A 19,684-nucleotide genomic window follows, 5' to 3' on the forward strand; every position below is an offset into this window, starting at 1 on the left:
GGGTAGCAGAGGTCGGCAGGGCTTCCTTTGCTGGATACCCAACCGCACGTCAGGCTTGTTGCGGGAGCGCCCTCGGGCGCGATGCCGTTGATTCCGATCGCTCCCATGGCAGGAGCATCGCGCCCGAGGGCGCGCCTACGGTGCCGCCGGGACCGTGCCCAACAAGGTGCCTTCCTGCCGCATGCGCACCAGCATGGCGGTGCCCTGTTCGATGAAGGCGGGCACCTGGTCGACCCCCGCTTCGTCGCACAGCTGGCGGAGCGCTTCCACGCCGGTGTGCCGCCCTTCGCCGAGCAGTTCGAGCAGGCGATAGACCAGCGGCGAGATCGCCGCAAAGCGCACCTGGTGGCCGGCATCGCGGCGCACCAGCAGCAGGGTGGGTTCGTCCGGCGGCGCGTCGGGCTGGAAGTCCGGACCGATGCGATGCACCGGCCACTGGTACGCCAAGGCCCACGCGAACGGCGACATCACGGGAACCCCTGCGAGCAGATCGCCCTGGGGATCGTGCGACGGCAGGCTGTCGTCGGCGATCTGCAGCGCCAGTTCCACCCACTCGTAATGCGCCAGTTCGCGCAGCCACGGCGGGTCGTCGCCACCGGTGCGGGTTTCCAGGAAACGGATGAACTCGCGCGCGATCTCGGGAAACAGCGGGGTCTGGCTGCGATGCCGGGCGTAGAAGCCGCGCACGAGGCGGCGCCATGCATCCTCGCCCAGGGTCCTGCGGATCACCGGGAAATTGCCCGCCAGCAGGCCCTCGATGTTGTTGAAGAACAGATCGCGGTAGATCGCCAGCCGACGTTCCTCGATGCCGGGCGGTGGCGGATGCGACGACGGATCGCGCAGATGGCGCGACAGTGCGAACTGCTGCTCGCGCAGAGTGTCAGCCATGGTTCGAGCGCGTCGCCGTGCCGGCATGCATGGCTTGCAGGTCGCGGATCCGCTGCACTTCCCCGGCCAACTCGGCCAGCGGCGGGAAGTTGAAGTCGCGTTCCAGCAGGGTGGGGCGCACGCCGTGCCGTTGGTAGGCCAGCGCCAGCAGCGACCACACGTCGTCCTTGACCGGCGCGCCGTGCGTGTCCACCTTCAGGTCGTCGGCCTCGTCGTAATGGCCGGCCACGTGGTAGGAGGCGATGCGCGTGGACGGCATGCGGGCCAGGAAATCGCGTGCGTCGTAGCCGTGGTTGACGGCGTTGACGAAGACATTGTTGACGTCCAGCAGCAGGTCGCAGTCGGCCTCTTCCAGCACCGCGGCGATGAAGTCCGCTTCCGCCATCGCCTGGAAGGGAGCCGCGTAGTAGGAGACGTTCTCCACCGCGATGCGCCGACCCAGCGCATCCTGCGCCTGGCGGATGCGTGCGGCGACATGGTGCACGGCCTCCTCGGTGAACGGGATCGGCATCAGGTCGTACAGCTGGCCGTCGTCGGCGCAGTAGCTCAGGTGCTCGCTGTAGAGCACGACCTCGTGCCGGTCGAGGAAGCGGCGCGTGCGGGCCAGGAAGGTGTCGTCCAGGGGCGCCATGCCGCCCAGCGACAGCGACAGTCCGTGGCAGGTCAGCGGGTGCCGCGACGAAAGCGCGTGCAGGGCTTCCCCGAGACGGCCACCGACCCCGATCCAGTTGTCCGGCGCGCACTCGAGGAAGTCGAACGCGCCCGCGGGTGCTTCCCGCAGGTCGTCGAGCAGGGCGCGCCGCAGGCCCAGGCCTGCGGACGCGGAGGGAAGGCGTGTGGTCATGCGGCGCGGAGCCCGGTCCCGGCCGCCAGGCCGGGACCGGTGCTCACGGACTCACTTGTCGCCGGTCTTCTTGTCGCCGCCGCACTTGCCCTCGCCGCACTTGCCTTCACCGCACTTGCCCTCGGCACCCTTGGCGCCGGCGTGGGCCTTGTGCTCGGCCGCGTCGATGAAGCCGTCCTTGTTGGTGTCCATCCCGGCGAACATCGCCGCCTGGCCGGGATGCATGGCGTCGAACTCGGCCTGGGAGACCTTGCCGTCCTTGTCGGTGTCGGCCTTGGCCATGCCGCATTTGCCTTCGCCGCACTTGCCTTCACCGCATTTGCCTTCGCCCGCCTTCGCGGCCTCGGGCGCGGCCAGCAGGTAGCCCTGCGCCAGCGGCTCCATCGCGAAGGTCGAGCCGGCCAGCAGGATGCCGCCGGCCAGTGCGACGGCCACGGCGGCGGGTTTGGTGGTGGTCTTGGACATCTGGTCTCTCTCCCGGGAAGGTGCGGGGGATCCGCACCGGCGTGCCGGGATTGTAGCCGCGCCTTGTTAGCGGTCCGTATGCGCGCCGGCCGGAAAAGGAAACGCCCCGCGGGGCGGGGCGTTCCGGGTGCTGCGCTGCGGTAAGGGTCAGACCGCGCCGGTGGTGCTGGTCTCGTCGCGCTTGTCGCGGGGCGGCAGCGGCTGGTCGCCATGCACCAGGAACCACACGTTCTCGGCGATGTTGGTGGCATGGTCGCCGATCCGTTCCAGGTTCTTGGCCATGAACAGCAGGTGGGTGCACGGCGTGATGTTGCGCGGGTCTTCCATCATGTAGGTCAGCAGCTCGCGGAACAGCGCGGTGTAGTGCGCGTCCAGTTCGGCGTCGCGCGCGCGCACCTGCACGGCCTGCTCGGCATCGCTGTTCTGGTAGGCCACCAGCACGTCGCGCACCTGCCGGGCCGCCAGCCTGCCCAGCGCGCGCAGGCCGGTGATCTGCGGCATCGGCGGCGAGACGTTCAACGCGATGGAGCGCTTGGCCACGTTGGCGGCGTAGTCGCCGATGCGTTCGATGTCGGCCGGGATGCGCAGGCCGGCGAGGATCTCGCGCAGGTCGCGCGCCATCGGCCCGCGCAGGGCCAGGTGCATCACGTCATGGCTGACCTGGTGCTCGATGGCGTCGATGGCCTCGTCGTTGGCGATGATGCGCTGGGCGGCCTTGTCGTCGCGGCGCTCGACCACGTCCAGCGCGGCCTCCAGCTGGGCCACGGCGGTTTCGCCCATGCGCACGATCTCGGCCACGATGCGGCGCTGTTCTTCGTCGTAGCTCTTCACGATATGGTCGTTAGGTTGGGTGTTCATGGCGAGGCCGGGAATGGGGAGCGGAGAATAGGGAATGGAAACGGCGGTGGATGCCTGAGGATCGGAGGTGCCAGGTTGGATCGGAACCGAGCGTGCGATTCCCCATTCTCCATTCCCGATACCCTCGGTTCCGGCATCAGCCGAACCTGCCCGTGATGTAGTCTTCGGTCTGCTGCTTGCCGGGGTTGGAGAAGATGGTCGAGGTGGCGTCGTGCTCGACCAGCTCGCCCAGGTACATGAAGGCCGTGTAGTCCGACACGCGTGCCGCCTGCTGCATGTTGTGCGTCACGATGGCGATGGTGTACTGGTGCTTCAGTTCCTCGATCAGCTGTTCGATCTTGCTGGTGGAGATGGGATCCAGCGCCGAGGTCGGCTCGTCCAGCAGGATCACGTCCGGACGCAGCGCGACGGCGCGCGCGATGCACAGGCGCTGCTGCTGGCCGCCGGACAGGCCCAGCGCACTCTGCTTCAGCTTGTCCTTGGCCTCGTCCCACAGGGCGGCCTGGCGCAGCGCCTGCTCGACGCGCACGTCCATGTCGGCCTTGCCCAGGCGTTCGTGGTGGCGGATGCCGTAGGCGACGTTCTCGTAGATCGTCATCGGGAACGGCACCGGCTTCTGGAACACCATGCCCACCTTGCTGCGCAGGCGGTTCATCGGGTACTTGGCGTCGAGGATGTTGTCGCCGTCCAGCAGCACCTCGCCGGTGGCGCGCAGCTTGGGGTACAGCGAATAGATGCGGTTGAAGACGCGCAGCAGGGTGGACTTGCCGCAGCCGGAGGGACCGATCAGCGCGGTGACCCGCTTCTCCGGGATCTCCAGGTTGATGCTCTTCAGCGCATGGAAGTCGCCGTAGTAGAAGTCCAAGCCCTTGGCGGCGAGTTTCACGCTGGCCGGGGCGGCGTGTTCGTCGTGGCGTTGCGGCGTCACCACGGCGATGCGGGCGGCGTCATTCATGGGTCACCTTGTTTCGAAGAAGGATGGTTCGCGCAATCAGGCTGAGGATCAGCACCATGCCGGTGACCAGGAAGGCGCCGGCCCAGGCCAGCGAGTTCCACGAGTCGTAGGGGCTCATCGCGTACTGGAAGATGACCATCGGCAGGTTGGCCATCGACTGGTTGAGGTCGGTGCTCCAGAACTGGTTGTTGAAGGCGGTGAACAGCAGCGGCGCGGTTTCGCCGCTGATGCGCGCCAGCGCCAGCAGCACGCCGGTGACGATGCCCGGCAGCGCCGAACGCATCAGCACCTGGGTGGTGACCTTCCATTGCGGGACACCCAGCGAAAGCGCGGCTTCGCGCATCTGCTGCGGCACCAGCCGCAGCATCTCGTCGGTGGTGCGCACGATCACCGGCAGGGCGATGAAGGCCAGTGCCACCGCGCCGGCCCATGCCGAGTAGTGGCCCATCTGCGCCACCATCACGGTGTAGATGAACAGGCCCAGCACGATGGACGGCGCCGACAGCAGGATGTCGTTGACGAAGCGCACGGTTTCGCCCAGCCAGTGCTTGTTGGCGTATTCGGCCAGGTACGTGCCGGCGGCGATGCCGATCGGCGTGCCCAGCACGATCGCCAGCAGGCTGATCACCGCGCTGCCGAACAGGGCGTTGGCCAGGCCGCCCGGTTCGTTGGGCGGCGGCGTCATCCGGGTGAACAGGTCCAGGTTCAGGCTGCCCATGCCCTTGGTGATCGTGGTCCACAGGATCCAGACCAGCCACATCAGGCCGAACAGGGCGGCGACGATGGACAGCGTCAGGGCGACGCCGTTCTTGACCTTGCGCCAGGTATAGAGCGAAGCGGACATCAGTTGCCCTCCCGCTTGGCCAGCTGGCGCAGCATCAGGCGGGCGATCGCCAGCACGATGAAGGTCAGCACGAACAGGGTGAAGCCGAGCAGCAGCAGCGAGCCCTTGTGCAGCGGATCGGTGGCTTCGGCGAATTCGTTGGCGATGGTGGAGGCGATGGACGTGCCCGGCTCCAGCAGCGCGGCGCTGATCGTGTAGGCGTTGCCGATGACGAAGGTCACCGCCATCGTTTCGCCCAGCGCACGGCCCAGGCCGAGGAACACGCCGCCGATCACCGCCGAGCGGGTGTAGGGCAGCACCACGTCCCACACCACCTCCCAGCGCGTGGAGCCCAGCGCGTAGGCCGATTCCTTCAGCCGCCCGGGCACGGTCAGGAACACCTCGCGCATCACCGAGGAGATGAAGGGGATCACCATGATCGCCAGCACCAGGCCGGCGGTCAGCATGCCGATGCCGAGCGGCGGACCGGACAGCACGCTGCCGATCAGCGGCAGCTGCCCCAGGTTGTCGTTGATCCACGGGTAGACGTGTTCGCTCAGCTGCGGCGCCAGCACGAACAGGCCCCACATGCCGTAGATGATCGAGGGGATGCCGGCCAGCAGTTCGATGGCCATGCCGACCGGGCCGCGCATCCAGGCCGGTGCGACTTCGGTCAGGAACACCGCAATGCCGAAGCTCACCGGCACCGCGATCAGCATGGCCAGGCCGGCGCTGACCAGGGTGCCGAATATGGGCACCAGTGCGCCGAATTCGCGCGTGCCGACGTTCCATTCGGTGCTGGTGAAGAAGCCCGGGCCGAAGGTCTGCAGGGCTTCGCGGCCGCCCCACAACATGGAAAGCGCCGCGGCGATCAGCGAGATCAGGACGAACAGGCCGGCGCCGGTGAGCGTCAACCGGAACATCGTGTCGGCGCGCGCGTCTTTTGCAGTGCGCACGTCCGTCAGGGAAGCGGGGAGGGCGGTGGCGTTCATGCAACCCGGGTCGTGGGGGAAGGGCGGAGGGAGCGCAGGCGGCTAGTGCACGGGTGGCGGGTTACCGGGTGATGACACCGGGCCGCCCCTGCAGGCGGCCCGGTGCGATCGCTCAGAGCTTGATCTCGGTCTGCCAGTACTGCTCGATCTGGCCCACCAGTTCCGGCGGCAGCGGCACGTAGTCCAGTTCGTTGGCCTGCGCCTGGCCCTGTTCGTAGGCCCACTTGAAGAAGTCCAGCGTGTGCCTGGCCTTCGCCGCATCCTTGGGCTGCTTGTAGACCAGGATGAAGTTGGTCGCGGTGATCGGCCATGCCTGGGCGCCAGGGGCGTTGGTGATGACCAGGTTGAAGTCCTTGGCATTGGCCCAGTCGGCGCTGGCCGCCGCGGCGGCGAAGCTTTCCGAGGTGGGCTGCACGAAGTTGCCGGCGGCGTTCTGCAGCGAGGCGTACGCCATCTTGTTCTGCTCGGCGTAGGCCAGCTCGACGTAGCCGATCGAACCCTTCAGCTGGCGCACGTAGGCCGCCACGCCCTCGTTGCCCTTGCCGCCCACGCCGCCCGGCCAGTTGACGCTGGTGCCTTCGCCCACCTTGTCCTTCCACTCCGGGCTGACCTTGGACAGGTAGTTGACGAAGTTGAAGGTGGTGCCCGAGCCGTCGGAGCGGTGCACGGTGTTGATCTTGCCGGTAGGCAGTGTCACGCCCGGGTTCAGCGCGGCGATGGCCGGGTCGTTCCAGGTGGTGATCTTGTGCAGGAAGATGTCGGCCAGCACGGTGCCGTTGAGCTTCAGCTGGCCCGGCTGCAGGCCTTCCACGTTGATGACCGGCACCACGCCGCCGATGACCGAGGGGAACTGGCCCAGGCCCGCCTGCGCCAGTTCTTCCGGCGACAGCGGCTTGTCGGAGGAACCGAAATCGACGGTCGCGGCCTTGATCTGCGCGATGCCGCCGCCCGACCCGATGGACTGGTAGTTGATCTTGGCGCCGGTGGCCTTGTTGTAGTCCGTGGACCAGCGGGCCATCAGCGGATAGATGAAGGAGGCGCCGGCACCGGTGATCTCGGCCGAGATCTTCTGTGCGCCTTCGGCGGACGCAGTGGCGCCCTCGGTGCCCGCGGTCGCGGCCGGGGCATCGGTCTTGCCGCCGCAGGCGACGGTGAAGAGTGCGGTGGCAAGGGCCAGCGTGGCCACTCGTGCGTTGCGGACGTGCATGGGCTCTCCAGACGGGTCGTTTGTGATCCACGCTATGAAATGATGTTTTTGTTACAGCGTGATGACATGCCGGTCTCAGGCCGTAATGCGACCTGCCCGTGCCGGATGCGTCGACAAAAAAAGGCGGGCCCGAAGGCCCGCCCGGGGAGCGGCGAGGAGGGACGCCGATCCCTGACCGGCACGGGGGAGAGACCGTGCCGACGATGCTGCGATCAGTACTTCAGGTTCGCTTTCCAGTACGTCTCGATCTGCTGCACCAGCGCCGGCGGCAGGGGGACGTAGTCCAGCGACTTGGCCTGGGCGTCGCCGTTGGCGTAGACCCAGCGGAAGAAGTCGCGCGCGTCCTTGTTGCCCTTCTTCGGCGCCTTGTGGATCAGGATGAAGTTGGTGGCGGTGATCGGCCAGGAGTTCGCGCCCGGGGCGTTGGTCATGACCAAGAAGAAGTCCTTGGACTTGCCCCATTCGGCGCTGGCGGCCGCAGCGGCGAAGGTCTCGTCGTTCGGCTGCACGAAGTTGCCCGAAGCGTTCTTCAGGCTGGCGTAAGGCATCTTGTTCTGCAGCGCGTAGGACAGCTCGACATAGCCGATGCCGCCCTTGATCTGCTTCACGTAGGCGGCGACGCCTTCGTTGCCCTTGCCGCCCACGCCGGTCGGCCACTGCACGGTGGTGCCTTCACCGACCTTGCTCTTCCACTCCGGGCTGACCTTGGACAGGTAGTTGACGAAGTTGAACGTGGTGCCCGAGCCGTCCGAGCGGCGGACGACCGTGATGCGCTGCGCCGGCATGGTCAGGCCCGGATTCAGGGCGGCGATGGCCGGGTCGTTCCAGGTCTTGATGGTGCCCAGGAAGATGTTGGCCAGGGTCGGTCCGTCCAGCTTCAGCTGGCCGGGCTTCAAACCGGCAACGTTGACGACGGGGACCACGCCGCCGATCACCGACGGGAACTGGGCCAGGCCGTACTTGGCCAGTTCTTCCGGCTTCAGCGGGGCGTCGGAGGAGCCGAAGTCCACCGTGCCGGCCTTGATCTGCGCGATGCCGCCGCCCGAACCGATCGACTGGTAGTTGACGCGGTTGTTGGTGGCCTTGGCATAGTCGGCGGACCACTTGGTCATCACCGGATACACGAACGATGCGCCGGCGCCGGTCACGTCGGCGGCGAACACCGGCGCCGAGAAGGCCGAGGCGAGCGCGAGCAGCGCCACGCGGGATTTGAGCGAGTTGAGCACGGAAATCTCCTGGGATGAGGCAGGGTGGAAGGCACGGGCGTGCCCGTTGGGTGGCCATTTCACGACGCTTGTGTGACAGCCCGGTGTCGCAATCAAGACAGTCCCGTGACGACGGGTGGTCCGCCTGGCGAGGGGCCATGGGCGCATGGGCGCGGGCAGATTGGGGGGGGGGCAGTCGGTGCCCTGGCGCACGAGAAGGTCGCGCAGGTGACCCTATATATGCGCGCGCTGCGCAGCGCGCGTCGGCACCGCCGGTCGGGCAGGGGGAGGGGGGGGGGGGCTGTCATATTACGGTCACGAAACTCACATGTGACTGCAAGATTTCACTCCCATGCTTTAGCGCATCTTTGACGGGCGCTTAATGATTTCCGAAGGGAAAGCAAGCTTCCGCGAAGCCCGCGCTCTTACTCCACCTTCCATCCGGAGAGTCACCATGCGTTATTCCCTTCTGGCTGCCGCACTTGCCGTCGCCATGGGCAGCACCAGCTTCTCTGCATCCGCCGCCGACAACCGCGACCAGACGATCGCCGAACTGAAGGCGCAGCTGGAGGCGCTGACGGCCAAGGTGGCCGAGCTGGAAGAGCGCAGTGATGCGCAGTCCGACATCAACATCAGCACCCAGGAGAACCTGGACAAGATGTCGACCACCATGCCTAAAGTCGAGACCAAGGGTGGCATCAAGATCACTTCGCCGGACAAGAAGTTCGAGGCGTCGATCGGCGGCCGCATCCACTTCGACACCTACGCCTTCGATCGCGACATCGCCAGCACCACCGGCACCACCGAGTTCCGCCGCGCCCGCCTGACCCTGGGCGGCAAGGCCTACGGCTGGGAGTACAAGCTGGAGCAGGACTTCGGCGCGGGTACCAACCTGGAGGGCCTGCGTGACGCCTACATCGCCAAGAGCGCGCTGGGCGGCAAGTTCACCATCGGCCACTTCAAGCCGTATCGCGCCATGGAAGAGCTGACCAGCTCCAATGAACTGCTGATGATGGAGCGCCCGTTCGCCTCCGCCACCGGCCTGTTCTCCGGGCGCCAGTTCCAGCAGGGCGTGGGCTATCTGCGCGCCGGCGAGAACTACACCGCCGGTGCCGCCGTGTTCAACCTGCGTGGCGCGTCCAGCTCGCGCAACGAGGGCATGGGCGCCTCCGGCCGCGTGACCTTCGCGCCGATCAACAACGACAACAACACCCTGCACCTGGGCGCGTGGTACAGCTACGAGAACGCGAATCAGGGTTCGGACAACCTGTCGGCCTCGTTCAACTACGCCGGTCGCCGTGGCCCGTCGCAGAACATCGCCACCACCACGGGTGCCAGCCGCAACGAAGTCACCGTGTACGCCGTCGAAGCCGCCGGTTCCTTCGGCCCGGCCTTCTTCCAGGCCGAATACGCCGACGCCTCCTTCGGCCAGCCGCTGGGCGCCGACCAGGACGTGACCAGCTATTACGTGCAGGGCAGCTTCATGCTCAACGGCGGCCACAAGCCGTACAAGGGCGCCACCGGTGTGTTCGGTTCGCCCAAGGTCGCCGACAAGGGCCTGTGGGAACTGACCGGCCGCTACGACTACGCCGAGAACGAAACGCTCAACCGTGAAGTCACCAGCTGGATCTTCGGCGTCAACTACTACGTCAACCCCAACCTGCGCTTCATGCTGAACTACACGCAGGGCGACAACGAGGTCACCGGCGACGAGACCGCCCAGTACGCGCTGCGCACGCAGTTCAACTGGTAAGCACCGCGCAGGACCGGAAACGAAAAGGCCCCGGGCATGTCCCGGGGCTTTTTTTGCCGGCCCGCAACAACCTGTGGGCGCCATTCGCAAAAAGGCCGCGCCGGCGGCAGGCGATGCCGCCGCGTCAGGCGACGGTCTTGTCCTTGAAGCGGCAGAGGTCGCGGATCACGCACTGCGGGCAGTCCGGCTTGCGCGCCTTGCACACGTAGCGCCCGTGCAGGATCAACCAGTGGTGCGCGTCCTGCATGAACTCCGCCGGCACCACCTTCATCAGCTTGTCCTCCACCGCGCGCACGTCCTTGCCGGGTGCCAGCCCGGTGCGGTTGGCCACGCGGAAGATATGCGTGTCCACCGCCATGGTCGGCTCGCCGAAGGCGGTGTTGAGCACCACGTTCGCGGTCTTGCGGCCCACGCCCGGCAGGCTTTCCAGCGCCTCGCGCGAGCGCGGTACCTCTCCGCCGTACCGGTCGATCAGGATCCGGCAGGTGGCGATGACGTTCTTCGCCTTGGCGTTGAACAGGCCGATGGTCGATATGTACTTCTTCAGCCCGTCTTCGCCCAGCGCGAGGATCGCCGCCGGCGTGTTGGCCACCGGGAACAGGCGTCGCGTGGCCTTGTTGACGCCCACGTCGGTGGCCTGCGCGGAGAGCGTCACCGCGACCAGCAGTTCGAAGGGGGTGCGGTATTCCAGTTCCGTCGTCGGGCGCGGATTGAGCTCGCGCAGCCGCGAGAACAGTTCCACCACTTCATCGCGCTTCAGGGTCGGACTGCGGCGGGGCGGGTTCATGGCTTTGAGCGCTCCGCGGCCCGCGCGCGCGCGCGCTCGAGCACCGCCGCGGCCGCGGCCGGCAGGGCCGGCCTGGCGGGGGTCACGGGGGTGGCGGGAACAGCCGCGATGCGTCGCGCCTCGCGTTCGGCGGCGCGACGCTCCAGCCGTGCCTGCCGCTGGCGATAGCGCCCGCGTGCGGCCCACGCGCTGCGCAGGCGGGCCTGCACGCGCGCGATCGCCCCGGCCTGCGCGGGGTCGGTGCCGTGGTCTGGACAGGGCGTCCACGCCATCAGGCCCCCATCGAGTGCGGCGTCGACCTCATCGCTGGCCAGCAACGCGGCCAGGTGTTGCGTCCGTTCGCAAGCGGGGCAGGGCACGGCCATGCCTCAACGGCCGGTGAAGGTCGGCTTGCGGCGCTCCATGAACGCGCGGGTGCCTTCGCGCATGTCATCGGTGGCGAACATCAGGCCGAACTGCGCGGTCTCGTATTGCAGGCCTTCCTCGATGCCGCACTCGCCGCCGATGTTGACCACGTCCAGCGTGGCGCGCAGGGCCAGCGGAGCGGATGCGGCCAGCTGCATCGCCACCTTCAGCGTTTCCGTCTCCAGCTCGGCGGCCGGCACCACGCGGTTGACGATGCCCAGCTGCAAGGCGCGCTCGGCCGTTACCGGCGCGCCCAGCAGGCACAGTTCCAGGGTGGCGGCGCGGCCGGCCAGGCGCAGCAGGCGCTGGCTGCCACCGAAGCCGGGGATCAGTCCCAGGCCGATCTCCGGCTGACCCAGCTTGGCGGTATCGGCGGCGATGCGCAGATGGCAGCCCATGGCAAGCTCCAGTCCGCCCCCCAGCGCGAAACCGTTGACCATCGCCACCACGGGCTTGGGCAGGGTCTCGATGCTGCGCATCAGCCGTTGCCCGCGCAGCGAGAAGTCGCGTCCCTCGGTGGGCCGCAGGTCCGCCATCTCGGCGATGTCCGCCCCCGCCACGAAGGCCTTGGGACCGGCGCCGGTCAGTACCACCACGCGTACGGCGGGGTCCGCCGCCGCAGCGTCGAAGGCGGCCTGCAGGGCGTCCAGCGTGGCGGCATTGAGGGCGTTGAGCTTGTCGGGACGATTGACGGTGATGCGGCGGATGCCATCGGTATCGGCAACCAGGACGAGACGGTCGGACATGGGTTTTCTGCGGCTGTTTGTAAAATTTGGGTAAAGAGGGAACTCCCCCCGGAAGGTCCGGTCAGAGTCGCCTGTCGTCAGTGGCGGTTAAGCGCCCCGGCGGCTATCCTAGCGCGTCCATTCCAGGCGGTATGCCGCCGCCCTACCCCGGAGACTGTGTTGATGAAGTTGCGTTCGTTAGTGGTCGCTGTTGCGGCATTCGCCATGGCCGGTAGCGCCCTGGCCCAAGACGTCTCGTCCGAGAAGGGCAAGTTGAGCTACTACTTCGGCTACGACTATGGCAACAACCTGGCCGAGCTGACCGCACGTGGCGAGCAGCTGGACATCAACTCCGTGGTGAAGGGCCTGCAGGACGCCTACGCCAAGCAGAAGCCGGCGCTGACGGCCGAGCAGCTGAAGCCCGCGCTGGAAGCCTTCCAGAAGCGCGAGCAGGCCCGCGCGCAGCAGGCCAAGGCCGAGTACGACAAGGTCGCGGCCGAGAACAAGACCAAGAGCGACCAGTTCATCGCCAGCTTCAAGGCGCAGCCGGGCGTGAAGACCCTGCCCGGTGGCGTGGCCTACAAGGTGCTGGAGAACGGTACCGGCGCCAAGCCCACCCAGGCCAGCACCGTCGAGCTGCAGGTGGCCGGTGCCTATCCGTTCGGCCAGCGTCCCAGCGAGGCGCGCCCGCCGCAGCAGATGAAGGACGTGAAGGTCAGCGCCATCGAGATGCAGGCCATGCGCGACGTGCTGCTGCAGATGCCGGTGGGCTCGAAGTGGGAAGTGGCGCTGCCGCCGGACAAGGCCTACGGCGCCGATCCGCGCACCGGCTTCCCGCCGAACGTGGCCGTCGTGTTCGAGATCAAGCTGGTCAGCGCGAAGTAATCCCCGCCCGATCGGTTCCTCCCTGCGCCGGCCTTGTGCCGGCGCAGTGCTTTCCGACGCAGGCGAACGTTCCGCGCTACCCTGCGCAGGTGTGAGACGAATGAATACCGCTTTCCGTGCCGTGCTGAGTCCTTGCATCGGTGTCTGCACACTGGACGAGGACGGGCTTTGCGAGGGTTGTCTTCGCACCACCTCGGAGATCGCGCGCTGGTCGCAGATGAACGATGACGAACGCCTGCGCTTGATGGAGCACGTGCTGCCCGGACGGGAACGCGCGCGCGCGCCCTGGGCCGACCGGCTGCGCGAAGGCGAACTCCTGCGGCGCGCACTGCATCCGCTCGGCGCGGTGCCCGGCGCCCCGGGCTGGAACCACGAGGAGCTGATCGATCTGCTGCCCCCCGGGCAGCTGGCCGAAGCCGCCGTGCTGGCCGGTCTGGTGCCCCGTGCGGAGGGAACCCAGGTGCTGTTGACGCGCCGCACCGACGGCCTGCGCCATCATGGCGGGCAGGTGAGCTTTCCCGGCGGCCGCGTCGAGCCCACCGACCCGGATGTCGTGGCCGCCGCATTGCGCGAGAGTCACGAAGAGATCGCGCTGGCCGCCACCCAGGCGGTGCCGCTGGGATTCCTGGACCCGTTCACCACCATCAGCGGCTTCCGCGTGGTGCCGGTGGTGGCGGTGATCGATCCCTCGTTCGTGCCGCGGCCCGAACCCAATGAGGTCGCCGACGTGTTCGAAGTGCCGCTGGACTACCTGCTGGCACCGGACAGCCTGCGCCGCGTGGAGGTGGACTACCGCGGTCGCCGGCGGGTGGTGCTCGAGTACGGCTGGCCGGGGCAGCGCATCTGGGGCGCGACGGCCGCCATCCTGTTCAACCTGCGGGAACGACTGGAGCGGATCGCATGAACTGGACCACCCTCGTCGAAGCGACCGACCTGGCACGTGCCCTGGGCGACCCGGCATTGCGGGTGGTGGATGCGCGGTTCGTGATGCTCAACGCGGCCCCCGACGCCGGCCGCGCGGCCTACGCCGAAAGCCATATCCCCGGAGCGGTGTACGCCGATCTCAACCGCGACCTGTCGGACCTCTCGAAGGCGGGCGAAGGGCGGCATCCGTTGCCCGACAGCGATGCCTTCACCCGACGGCTGGGCGAATGGGGCATCGGGCCCTCGCACCAGGTGGTCGTCTACGATGCGGGCGACGGCAGCATGGCGGCCGCCCGCGCCTGGTGGTTGCTGAAGCTGCTCGGCCACGCGCGCGTGGCGGTGCTCGATGGCGGCCTGGCCGCATGGCGGGCCCTCGGTGGCGAAGAGACCAGCGGGCATGCGGTGCCACCGCCCGTGGCGGCCTATCCGGCGCACTTCCAGGCGCGCCATCTCGTCAGCGCCGATGAAGTCGTGGAGCGGTTGGACGAGGACACCGGCTGGCTGTTCGATGCGCGTGCCGCCGAACGTTTCCGCGGCGAGGTGGAGCCCATCGACCCGGTGGCGGGCCATGTGCCGGGTGCGGTCAACCTGCCGTTCGCCCAGACCCTCCGCGATGGCCGTTTCAAGCCCGCCGCGGAACTGCATGCGCTGCTGTCGGACAGGCTGGGCGATCGTCACCCGTCGGACAGCGTGCTGATGTGCGGTTCCGGGGTGACGGCGTGCCACCTGCTGCTGGCCTTCGAACATGCCGGCCTGCACGGCGCGCGGATCTACCCGGGATCGTGGAGCGGCTGGATCAGCGACCCCGCGCGGCCGGTCGCGCGCGGCGACTGAGGCGCCGCGCTACTTCTTCAGCTTGTCCACCAGGGCCCGCAATGCCGCCTGCGTGTCCGGCGCATGCCAAGCATCGACGAAGCGTTCGAGCTGGATCAGGGAAGGATCCAGCGCTTGGACCAGGTCGCGGCGGGCCAGCGCGCGGGTCTGCAGCATGGGCTGGTGCGGCAGTCCCAGCAGCTGCTGCAACCAGGCCACGGCGCGCGCGACCACGGTGTCCTGGTCCGCCAGTTCATCCACCAGGCCGATCTCCACCGCCCGCTCGGCCGCCACCATCTCGCCCGCCACCAGCAGGCGTTCGGCGCGGTAGGTGCCCACCACGCGCCGCATCAGGCGCTGGATGCCTTCGGGCACCACCAGGCCCACCTGGGTTTCGTTCAACCCCAACGCGAACGGCCGCGCCGGATCGGCACTGCGCGCCATCACCCGATAGTCGCAACACAGGGCCAGCACGCAGCCCCCGGCGGGGGCGTGGCCGGTGATCGCGGCCACCACGGGCACGCGCGATTCGGCCAGGGTGCGCGCCGCGCCGAAAAAGGCCTGCCAGGCATCGAGCAGCGCCTTCCGGTTGTCGCCCAGCGACATCAGATAGGGCACGTCCATGCCGGCGGAAAAGATCTTCGGATTGCCGGCCAGCACGATGCCGCGCACGCCTTCATCGAGCGCCTTCTCGAGCGCCTCGATCAGGGCGCGGCACAGGTCGGTGTCGAGGGCATTGACCGGTGCCCGCGCCAAGCGGATTTCGCGGATGTCGCCATGGTCGGCGGTTTCGATGAGTCCGGTCATTCATGTCTCCCCGAGTCAGGGCGATATCATAGGCCCATGAACCGTCGCGTCGAAACGCTTTGCCTGTCCGCCCTGCTGATGTCGTGCGCGGCGACCGCCATGGCCGCCGACTGCCTGCCCGTCGCCAAGGCCGCATGGATACGCCTGCCGCCGGTGGCAATGCCGATGATGGCCGGCTTCGCCCGCATCGAGAATCCGTGCAAGGCATCGGTGAGCATCGTAGGGGCCGAGAGTCTCGCGTTCGACGACGTGTCGCTGCACGAGACGCGCGAAGAAAACGGCGTCAGTCGCATGCGTGAAGTGGCGGCGCTCCCCATCGCGCCCGGCAAGGCCGCCGAGCTGAAGCCAGGGGGACTGCACCTGATGCTGCATGGCCCGTATCAACCGCTGGCGGCAGGGGAAAAGCCTGTGATCACGCTGAAGCTGGCCGATGGCCGCGCACTGCCGGTGGTGTTCGAGGTGCGCAAGTCGGCTCCCTGAGCCGGTGGGCTTCTTTGGGAGCGACGTCCGTCGCGGGCGTCCATCCTCACCCAGGCGGGAACGCCGCCGGCCCGGGGCGGTGCCCGTACATGCAACGCCTGCTTGTTCGTTACGGTCGGTTTTCCGAGGGTTCGCCGCTCTGTCGCTCTTCCGGTCGCGACTGACCTCGCTCCTGCAGGGAGCGGCAGTGCGCTACGCCTCCGACACCGCCCGGATCGCCGCCGGCAGCGGCGCGCTGTGGCCGGTCTGCGTGTCCATCCAGACCACCACCACGTTGCCGTCCGAATACAGCACGCTGTCGTCCTTCGCCGACACGATGCGGTGGCCGATGGTGACGCTGCTGGTACCCAGGCGATCCACGTACAGTTCCACCACCACGTCGTTGGGCCAGGTCAGCGGTCGCTTGTAGTTGATGTTGTTGGCGGCCACGACCGGGGCGATGCGGTCGGTCATCGACACGTCCGGCACGGTCAGCATCCAGCGCACGCGCGCTTCTTCCAGGTACGAGATGTACTTGGCGTTGTTCACGTGGCCCATGCTGTCCATGTCGCGCCAGCGCACGCTGATCGGGATCTTCGCCAGCAGCTTGCGGCCGGCGTCGCGGGAGTCGTTCATCGTGCGGCCTTCTTCTTGGTGGTCTTGGTAGCGGACTTGCGCGGCGGCAGCACCTCGGGCTTGGCCATGGCGGCGGGCTTGGTGGGCCTGGGTGCCCTGGCCGCGGGCAGCAGCTTGGCCAGGAAGCGGCCGGTATGCGATTCCGGATGCGCCGCGATCTCCTCCGGCGTACCGGTGGCCAGGATGCGGCCTCCACGGTGGCCGCCTTCCGGTCCCAGGTCCACCACCCAGTCGGCGGTCTTGATGACGTCCAGGTTGTGCTCGATCACCACGATGGTGTTGCCTTCGTCGCGCAGCTTGTGCAGCACGGCCAGCAGGTGTTCGATGTCGTGGAAATGCAGGCCGGTGGTGGGTTCGTCCAGGATGTACAGGGTGCGGCCGGTGTCGCGGCGCGAGAGTTCCTTGGACAGCTTCACGCGCTGCGCTTCGCCGCCCGACAAGGTGGTCGCGCTCTGGCCCAGCTTGATGTAGCTCAGGCCCACGTCCATCAGCGTTTCCAGCTTGCGCGCGATCGCCGGCACCGGCTCGAACAGGGTCAGCGCATCCTCGACGGTCATCTCCAGCACGTCGTTGATGTTGTAGCCCTTGTAGAGGATCTCCAGCGTCTCGCGGTTGTAGCGCTTGCCGTGGCAGACATCGCAGGGCACGTACACGTCGGGGAGGAAGTGCATCTCCACCTTGATCATGCCGTCGCCCTGGCAGGCTTCGCAGCGGCCACCGCGCACGTTGAAACTGAAGCGCCCCGGCGAATAGCCGCGTGCGCGCGCTTCCGGCACCTGCGCGTAGAGTTCGCGCAGCGGGGTGAACAGGCCGGTGTAGGTCGCCGGGTTCGATCGCGGTGTGCGGCCGATCGGCGACTGGTCGATGTCCACGACCTTGTCGAACAGGTCCAGGCCTTCCACCTCGCGATACGGCGCCGGCTTGTGCGATGCGCCGTTGATCTCGTTGGCGGCCAGCGCGTACAGGGTGTCGTTGATCAGCGTGGACTTGCCCGAGCCGGACACGCCGGTGATGCAGGTGAACAGACCCGACGGGATGTCCAGATCGACGTCTTTCAGGTTGTTGCCGGTGGCGCCGCGCAGGTGCAGCGTCATCTTGGGGTTGGCCTTGTGGCGCGCCTTCGGCACCTCGATGCTGCGCTTGCCGGACAGGTACTGGCCGGTCAGCGAGCGCGGCGCCTTCAGCAGGTCGTCCAGCGTGCCCTGGCCGACGATCTCGCCGCCGTGCACGCCGGCGCCGGGCCCGATGTCGAGCACGTAGTCGGCCATGCGGATGGCGTCCTCATCGTGTTCGACGACGATCACCGTGTTGCCGAGGTCGCGCAGGCGCGTCAGCGTGCCCAGCAGGCGCTCGTTGTCGCGCTGGTGCAGGCCGATGCTGGGTTCGTCCAGCACGTACATCACGCCGACCAGGCCGGCGCCGATCTGCGAGGCCAGGCGGATGCGCTGCGCCTCGCCGCCGGACAGCGTGTCGGCCTTGCGCTCCAGGGTGAGGTAATCCAGGCCCACGTCGACCAGGAATCCCAGCCGTTCGGCGATCTCCTTGACGATCTTCGCCGCGATCTCGCCGCGCCAGCCGGGCAGGTCCAGGCCGCGGAAGAACGCCAGCGCCTCGTCCACGGGCAACACCACCAGCGAGGGCAGCGGTCGGTCGGCCACGAACACGTTGCGCGCGGACTTGTTCAGGCGCGCGCCGCCGCAGTCGGGGCAGGGCCGGTCGCTGATGTACTTGGCGAGTTCCTCGCGCACCGCGGGCGATTCCGTCTCGCGATAACGACGCTCCAGGTTCGGCACGATGCCTTCGAAGCGGTGCTTGCGCTGGGTGCGTCCGCCCGATTCGGTGAGGTAGGTGAAGGTGATGACGTCCTCGCCGCTACCGTACAGGACCGCCTGCTGCACGCGCTCCGGCAGCGATTGCCAGGGCGCGTCCACGTCGAAGCGGTAATGCTTGGCCAGCGAGGCGATCAGCTGGAAGTAGTACGCATTGCGACGGTCCCAGCCGCGCACGGCGCCGGCCGCCAGCGACAGCTCGGGGTGCACGACCACGCGCGCGGGGTCGAAGAACTGCGCCACGCCCAGGCCGTCGCAGGTCGGACAGGCGCCGACCGGCGAATTGAACGAGAACAGGCGCGGCTCCAGCTCCGGCAGCGAATAGTCGCAGACCGGGCAGGAATACTTGGACGAGAACAGCAGCGGTGCGGATTCGGGCTGGTCCAGCGACATCACCTGGGCCATGCCGTCGCCCAGCTTCAGCGCGGTCTCGAAACTTTCGGCCAGGCGCTGCTTGAGATCCTCGCGCGGACGGAAACGGTCGATCACCGCTTCGATGGTGTGCTTCTGGCGCAGCGCCAACGCCGGCACGGCGTCGATCTCGTACAGCTCGCCGTCCACGCGTACGCGCACGAAACCCTGTGCGCGCAACTGGTCGAAGACCTGGGCATGCTCGCCCTTGCGCTCGCGGATCACGGGAGCCAGCAGCATGTAGCGCTGCTCGCCGTCGAGCGCCAGTACCTGGTCGACCATCTGGCTGACGGTCTGCGCCTCCAGCGGATAGCCATGGTCCGGGCAGCGCGGCATGCCCACCCGTGCGTACAGCAGGCGCAGGTAGTCGTAGATCTCGGTGATCGTGCCGACAGTGGAGCGCGGGTTGTGGCTGGTGGACTTCTGTTCGATCGAGATCGCCGGCGACAGGCCCTCGATGTGGTCCACGTCGGGCTTTTCCATCACCGACAGGAACTGCCGCGCGTACGCCGACAGCGATTCCACGTAGCGGCGCTGGCCTTCGGCGTAGATGGTGTCGAACGCCAGCGACGACTTGCCCGAACCGGACAGGCCGGTGATGACGATCAGCTTGTCGCGGGGCAGGTCGAGGTCGATGTTCTTGAGGTTGTGCGTCCGCGCGCCGCGGATGCGGATGAAGTCCATGGCCATCGGGTGGGGGATCCGGAAAGCGAACAAGGAAGCGTAGCCGTCCGCCCAGACGGGGGCAAATAGCCCCGGTATCCGGGCAGGGGTACGCAGGGGCAGGTGGGGTCAGGCAGGCAGCCGTCGGGGGTCGCGCCGCGCGGCGTACTGCCCGCAGGCGGGCAGACCCGGGACGGCAGCCAACGGTCGCAGCAACAGAGGTTTGGGCAAGTGCATGATTTTCAAGGGCGGAGAGGGTCGCGTAGGCGCGAGCCGGCCAGTATGCGGTCGCCCCGAGGGCGGATTCCGTCCGCAATGGGGCGGTGGCCGCCAAGGGAGGGGGGTAGTTG

General features: G+C 67.8%; 20 protein-coding genes. 5 read left to right on the plus strand and 15 right to left on the minus strand.

Annotated elements, in window-relative coordinates:
- Positions 1 to 135: 135 nt before the first annotated feature.
- The 9 genes from MUU77_RS06165 to pstS (MUU77_RS06205) form a co-directional block, all read right to left on the minus strand.
- Positions 136 to 888 (minus strand): putative DNA-binding domain-containing protein, encoded by a 753-nt coding sequence (locus MUU77_RS06165; protein ID WP_245092806.1) that lies wholly within the window; start codon positions 886 to 888, stop codon positions 136 to 138.
- Entirely contained in the window at positions 881 to 1,732 is an 852-nt protein-coding gene (locus MUU77_RS06170; protein WP_245092809.1) for a DUF692 domain-containing protein, read from the minus strand. The genes MUU77_RS06165 and MUU77_RS06170 overlap by 8 nt, the downstream gene beginning before the upstream one ends.
- Positions 1,733 to 1,783: 51 nt before the next feature.
- On the minus strand, positions 1,784 to 2,197 hold the full coding sequence (locus MUU77_RS06175; protein ID WP_245092811.1) for a hypothetical protein: 414 nt from the start codon (positions 2,195 to 2,197) through the stop codon (positions 1,784 to 1,786).
- 147 nt (positions 2,198 to 2,344) lie between these two features.
- Positions 2,345 to 3,055, minus strand: coding sequence for a phosphate signaling complex protein PhoU (gene phoU, locus MUU77_RS06180; RefSeq protein ID WP_245092813.1), 711 nt, complete (start codon positions 3,053 to 3,055; stop codon positions 2,345 to 2,347).
- A gap of 136 nt (positions 3,056 to 3,191) precedes the next feature.
- Positions 3,192 to 4,010 (minus strand): phosphate ABC transporter ATP-binding protein PstB, encoded by an 819-nt coding sequence (pstB, locus tag MUU77_RS06185; RefSeq protein ID WP_245092815.1) that lies wholly within the window; start codon positions 4,008 to 4,010, stop codon positions 3,192 to 3,194.
- Positions 4,003 to 4,854: a phosphate ABC transporter permease PstA gene (pstA, locus tag MUU77_RS06190; protein ID WP_245092825.1), complete on the minus strand. Its 852-nt coding sequence runs from the start codon at positions 4,852 to 4,854 to the stop codon at positions 4,003 to 4,005. Before pstA ends, pstB begins: the two co-directional genes overlap by 8 nt.
- On the minus strand, positions 4,854 to 5,825 hold the full coding sequence (pstC, locus tag MUU77_RS06195; protein ID WP_245092827.1) for a phosphate ABC transporter permease subunit PstC: 972 nt from the start codon (positions 5,823 to 5,825) through the stop codon (positions 4,854 to 4,856). Before pstC ends, pstA begins: the two co-directional genes overlap by 1 nt.
- Before the next feature lie 112 nt (positions 5,826 to 5,937).
- The gene (gene pstS / locus MUU77_RS06200; RefSeq protein WP_245092829.1) at positions 5,938 to 7,032 is read right to left on the minus strand and encodes a phosphate ABC transporter substrate-binding protein PstS; all 1,095 of its coding nucleotides are present in this window, start codon (positions 7,030 to 7,032) and stop codon (positions 5,938 to 5,940) included.
- A gap of 212 nt (positions 7,033 to 7,244) precedes the next feature.
- Positions 7,245 to 8,258 (minus strand): phosphate ABC transporter substrate-binding protein PstS, encoded by a 1,014-nt coding sequence (gene pstS, locus MUU77_RS06205; RefSeq protein ID WP_245092831.1) that lies wholly within the window; start codon positions 8,256 to 8,258, stop codon positions 7,245 to 7,247.
- A 433-nt stretch (positions 8,259 to 8,691) separates the two neighbouring features.
- On the opposite strand from pstS (MUU77_RS06205), the gene MUU77_RS06210 reads away from it, so the two are divergent.
- On the plus strand, positions 8,692 to 9,990 hold the full coding sequence (locus MUU77_RS06210; protein ID WP_245092833.1) for a porin: 1,299 nt from the start codon (positions 8,692 to 8,694) through the stop codon (positions 9,988 to 9,990).
- A 124-nt stretch (positions 9,991 to 10,114) separates the two neighbouring features.
- On the opposite strand, the gene nth is transcribed toward MUU77_RS06210, so the two are convergent.
- The 3 genes from nth to MUU77_RS06225 are packed head-to-tail and all read right to left on the minus strand — an operon-like array spanning position 10,115 to position 11,928.
- Positions 10,115 to 10,777: an endonuclease III gene (gene nth / locus MUU77_RS06215; RefSeq protein WP_245092835.1), complete on the minus strand. Its 663-nt coding sequence runs from the start codon at positions 10,775 to 10,777 to the stop codon at positions 10,115 to 10,117.
- On the minus strand, positions 10,774 to 11,136 hold the full coding sequence (locus MUU77_RS06220; RefSeq protein ID WP_245092837.1) for a hypothetical protein: 363 nt from the start codon (positions 11,134 to 11,136) through the stop codon (positions 10,774 to 10,776). Before MUU77_RS06220 ends, nth begins: the two co-directional genes overlap by 4 nt.
- Positions 11,137 to 11,145: 9 nt before the next feature.
- Complete coding sequence (locus MUU77_RS06225) at positions 11,146 to 11,928, minus strand: enoyl-CoA hydratase-related protein (RefSeq protein ID WP_245092848.1); 783 nt, start codon at positions 11,926 to 11,928, stop codon at positions 11,146 to 11,148.
- A 162-nt stretch (positions 11,929 to 12,090) separates the two neighbouring features.
- On the opposite strand from MUU77_RS06225, the gene MUU77_RS06230 reads away from it, so the two are divergent.
- From MUU77_RS06230 to MUU77_RS06240, 3 genes are all read left to right on the plus strand, one after another.
- Positions 12,091 to 12,792: an FKBP-type peptidyl-prolyl cis-trans isomerase N-terminal domain-containing protein gene (locus tag MUU77_RS06230; protein WP_245092850.1), complete on the plus strand. Its 702-nt coding sequence runs from the start codon at positions 12,091 to 12,093 to the stop codon at positions 12,790 to 12,792.
- Positions 12,793 to 12,892: 100 nt separating this feature from the next.
- On the plus strand, positions 12,893 to 13,696 hold the full coding sequence (locus tag MUU77_RS06235) for a DUF1289 domain-containing protein (protein ID WP_245092857.1): 804 nt from the start codon (positions 12,893 to 12,895) through the stop codon (positions 13,694 to 13,696).
- The gene (locus tag MUU77_RS06240) at positions 13,693 to 14,550 is read left to right on the plus strand and encodes a sulfurtransferase (RefSeq protein WP_245092859.1); all 858 of its coding nucleotides are present in this window, start codon (positions 13,693 to 13,695) and stop codon (positions 14,548 to 14,550) included. The genes MUU77_RS06235 and MUU77_RS06240 overlap by 4 nt, the downstream gene beginning before the upstream one ends.
- A 9-nt stretch (positions 14,551 to 14,559) precedes the next feature.
- Here MUU77_RS06240 and MUU77_RS06245 read toward each other — a convergent pair whose 3' ends face one another.
- Complete coding sequence (locus MUU77_RS06245; protein ID WP_245092861.1) at positions 14,560 to 15,336, minus strand: enoyl-CoA hydratase/isomerase family protein; 777 nt, start codon at positions 15,334 to 15,336, stop codon at positions 14,560 to 14,562.
- 36 nt (positions 15,337 to 15,372) lie between these two features.
- Here MUU77_RS06245 and MUU77_RS06250 point away from each other — a divergent pair, with 36 nt between their 5' ends.
- Complete coding sequence (locus MUU77_RS06250) at positions 15,373 to 15,816, plus strand: copper chaperone PCu(A)C (protein ID WP_245092863.1); 444 nt, start codon at positions 15,373 to 15,375, stop codon at positions 15,814 to 15,816.
- Positions 15,817 to 16,008: 192 nt separating this feature from the next.
- Here MUU77_RS06250 and MUU77_RS06255 read toward each other — a convergent pair whose 3' ends face one another.
- A complete protein-coding gene (locus MUU77_RS06255; RefSeq protein ID WP_245092865.1) occupies positions 16,009 to 16,431 on the minus strand; it encodes a thioesterase family protein in 423 nt (140 codons plus the stop codon).
- The gene (gene uvrA, locus MUU77_RS06260; RefSeq protein WP_245092867.1) at positions 16,428 to 19,361 is read right to left on the minus strand and encodes an excinuclease ABC subunit UvrA; all 2,934 of its coding nucleotides are present in this window, start codon (positions 19,359 to 19,361) and stop codon (positions 16,428 to 16,430) included. Before uvrA ends, MUU77_RS06255 begins: the two co-directional genes overlap by 4 nt.
- Positions 19,362 to 19,684 lie beyond the last annotated feature (323 nt).

Source organism: Pseudoxanthomonas sp. F37 (assembly GCF_022965755.1).
In the GTDB taxonomy this organism is placed as follows: domain Bacteria; phylum Pseudomonadota; class Gammaproteobacteria; order Xanthomonadales; family Xanthomonadaceae; genus Pseudoxanthomonas_A.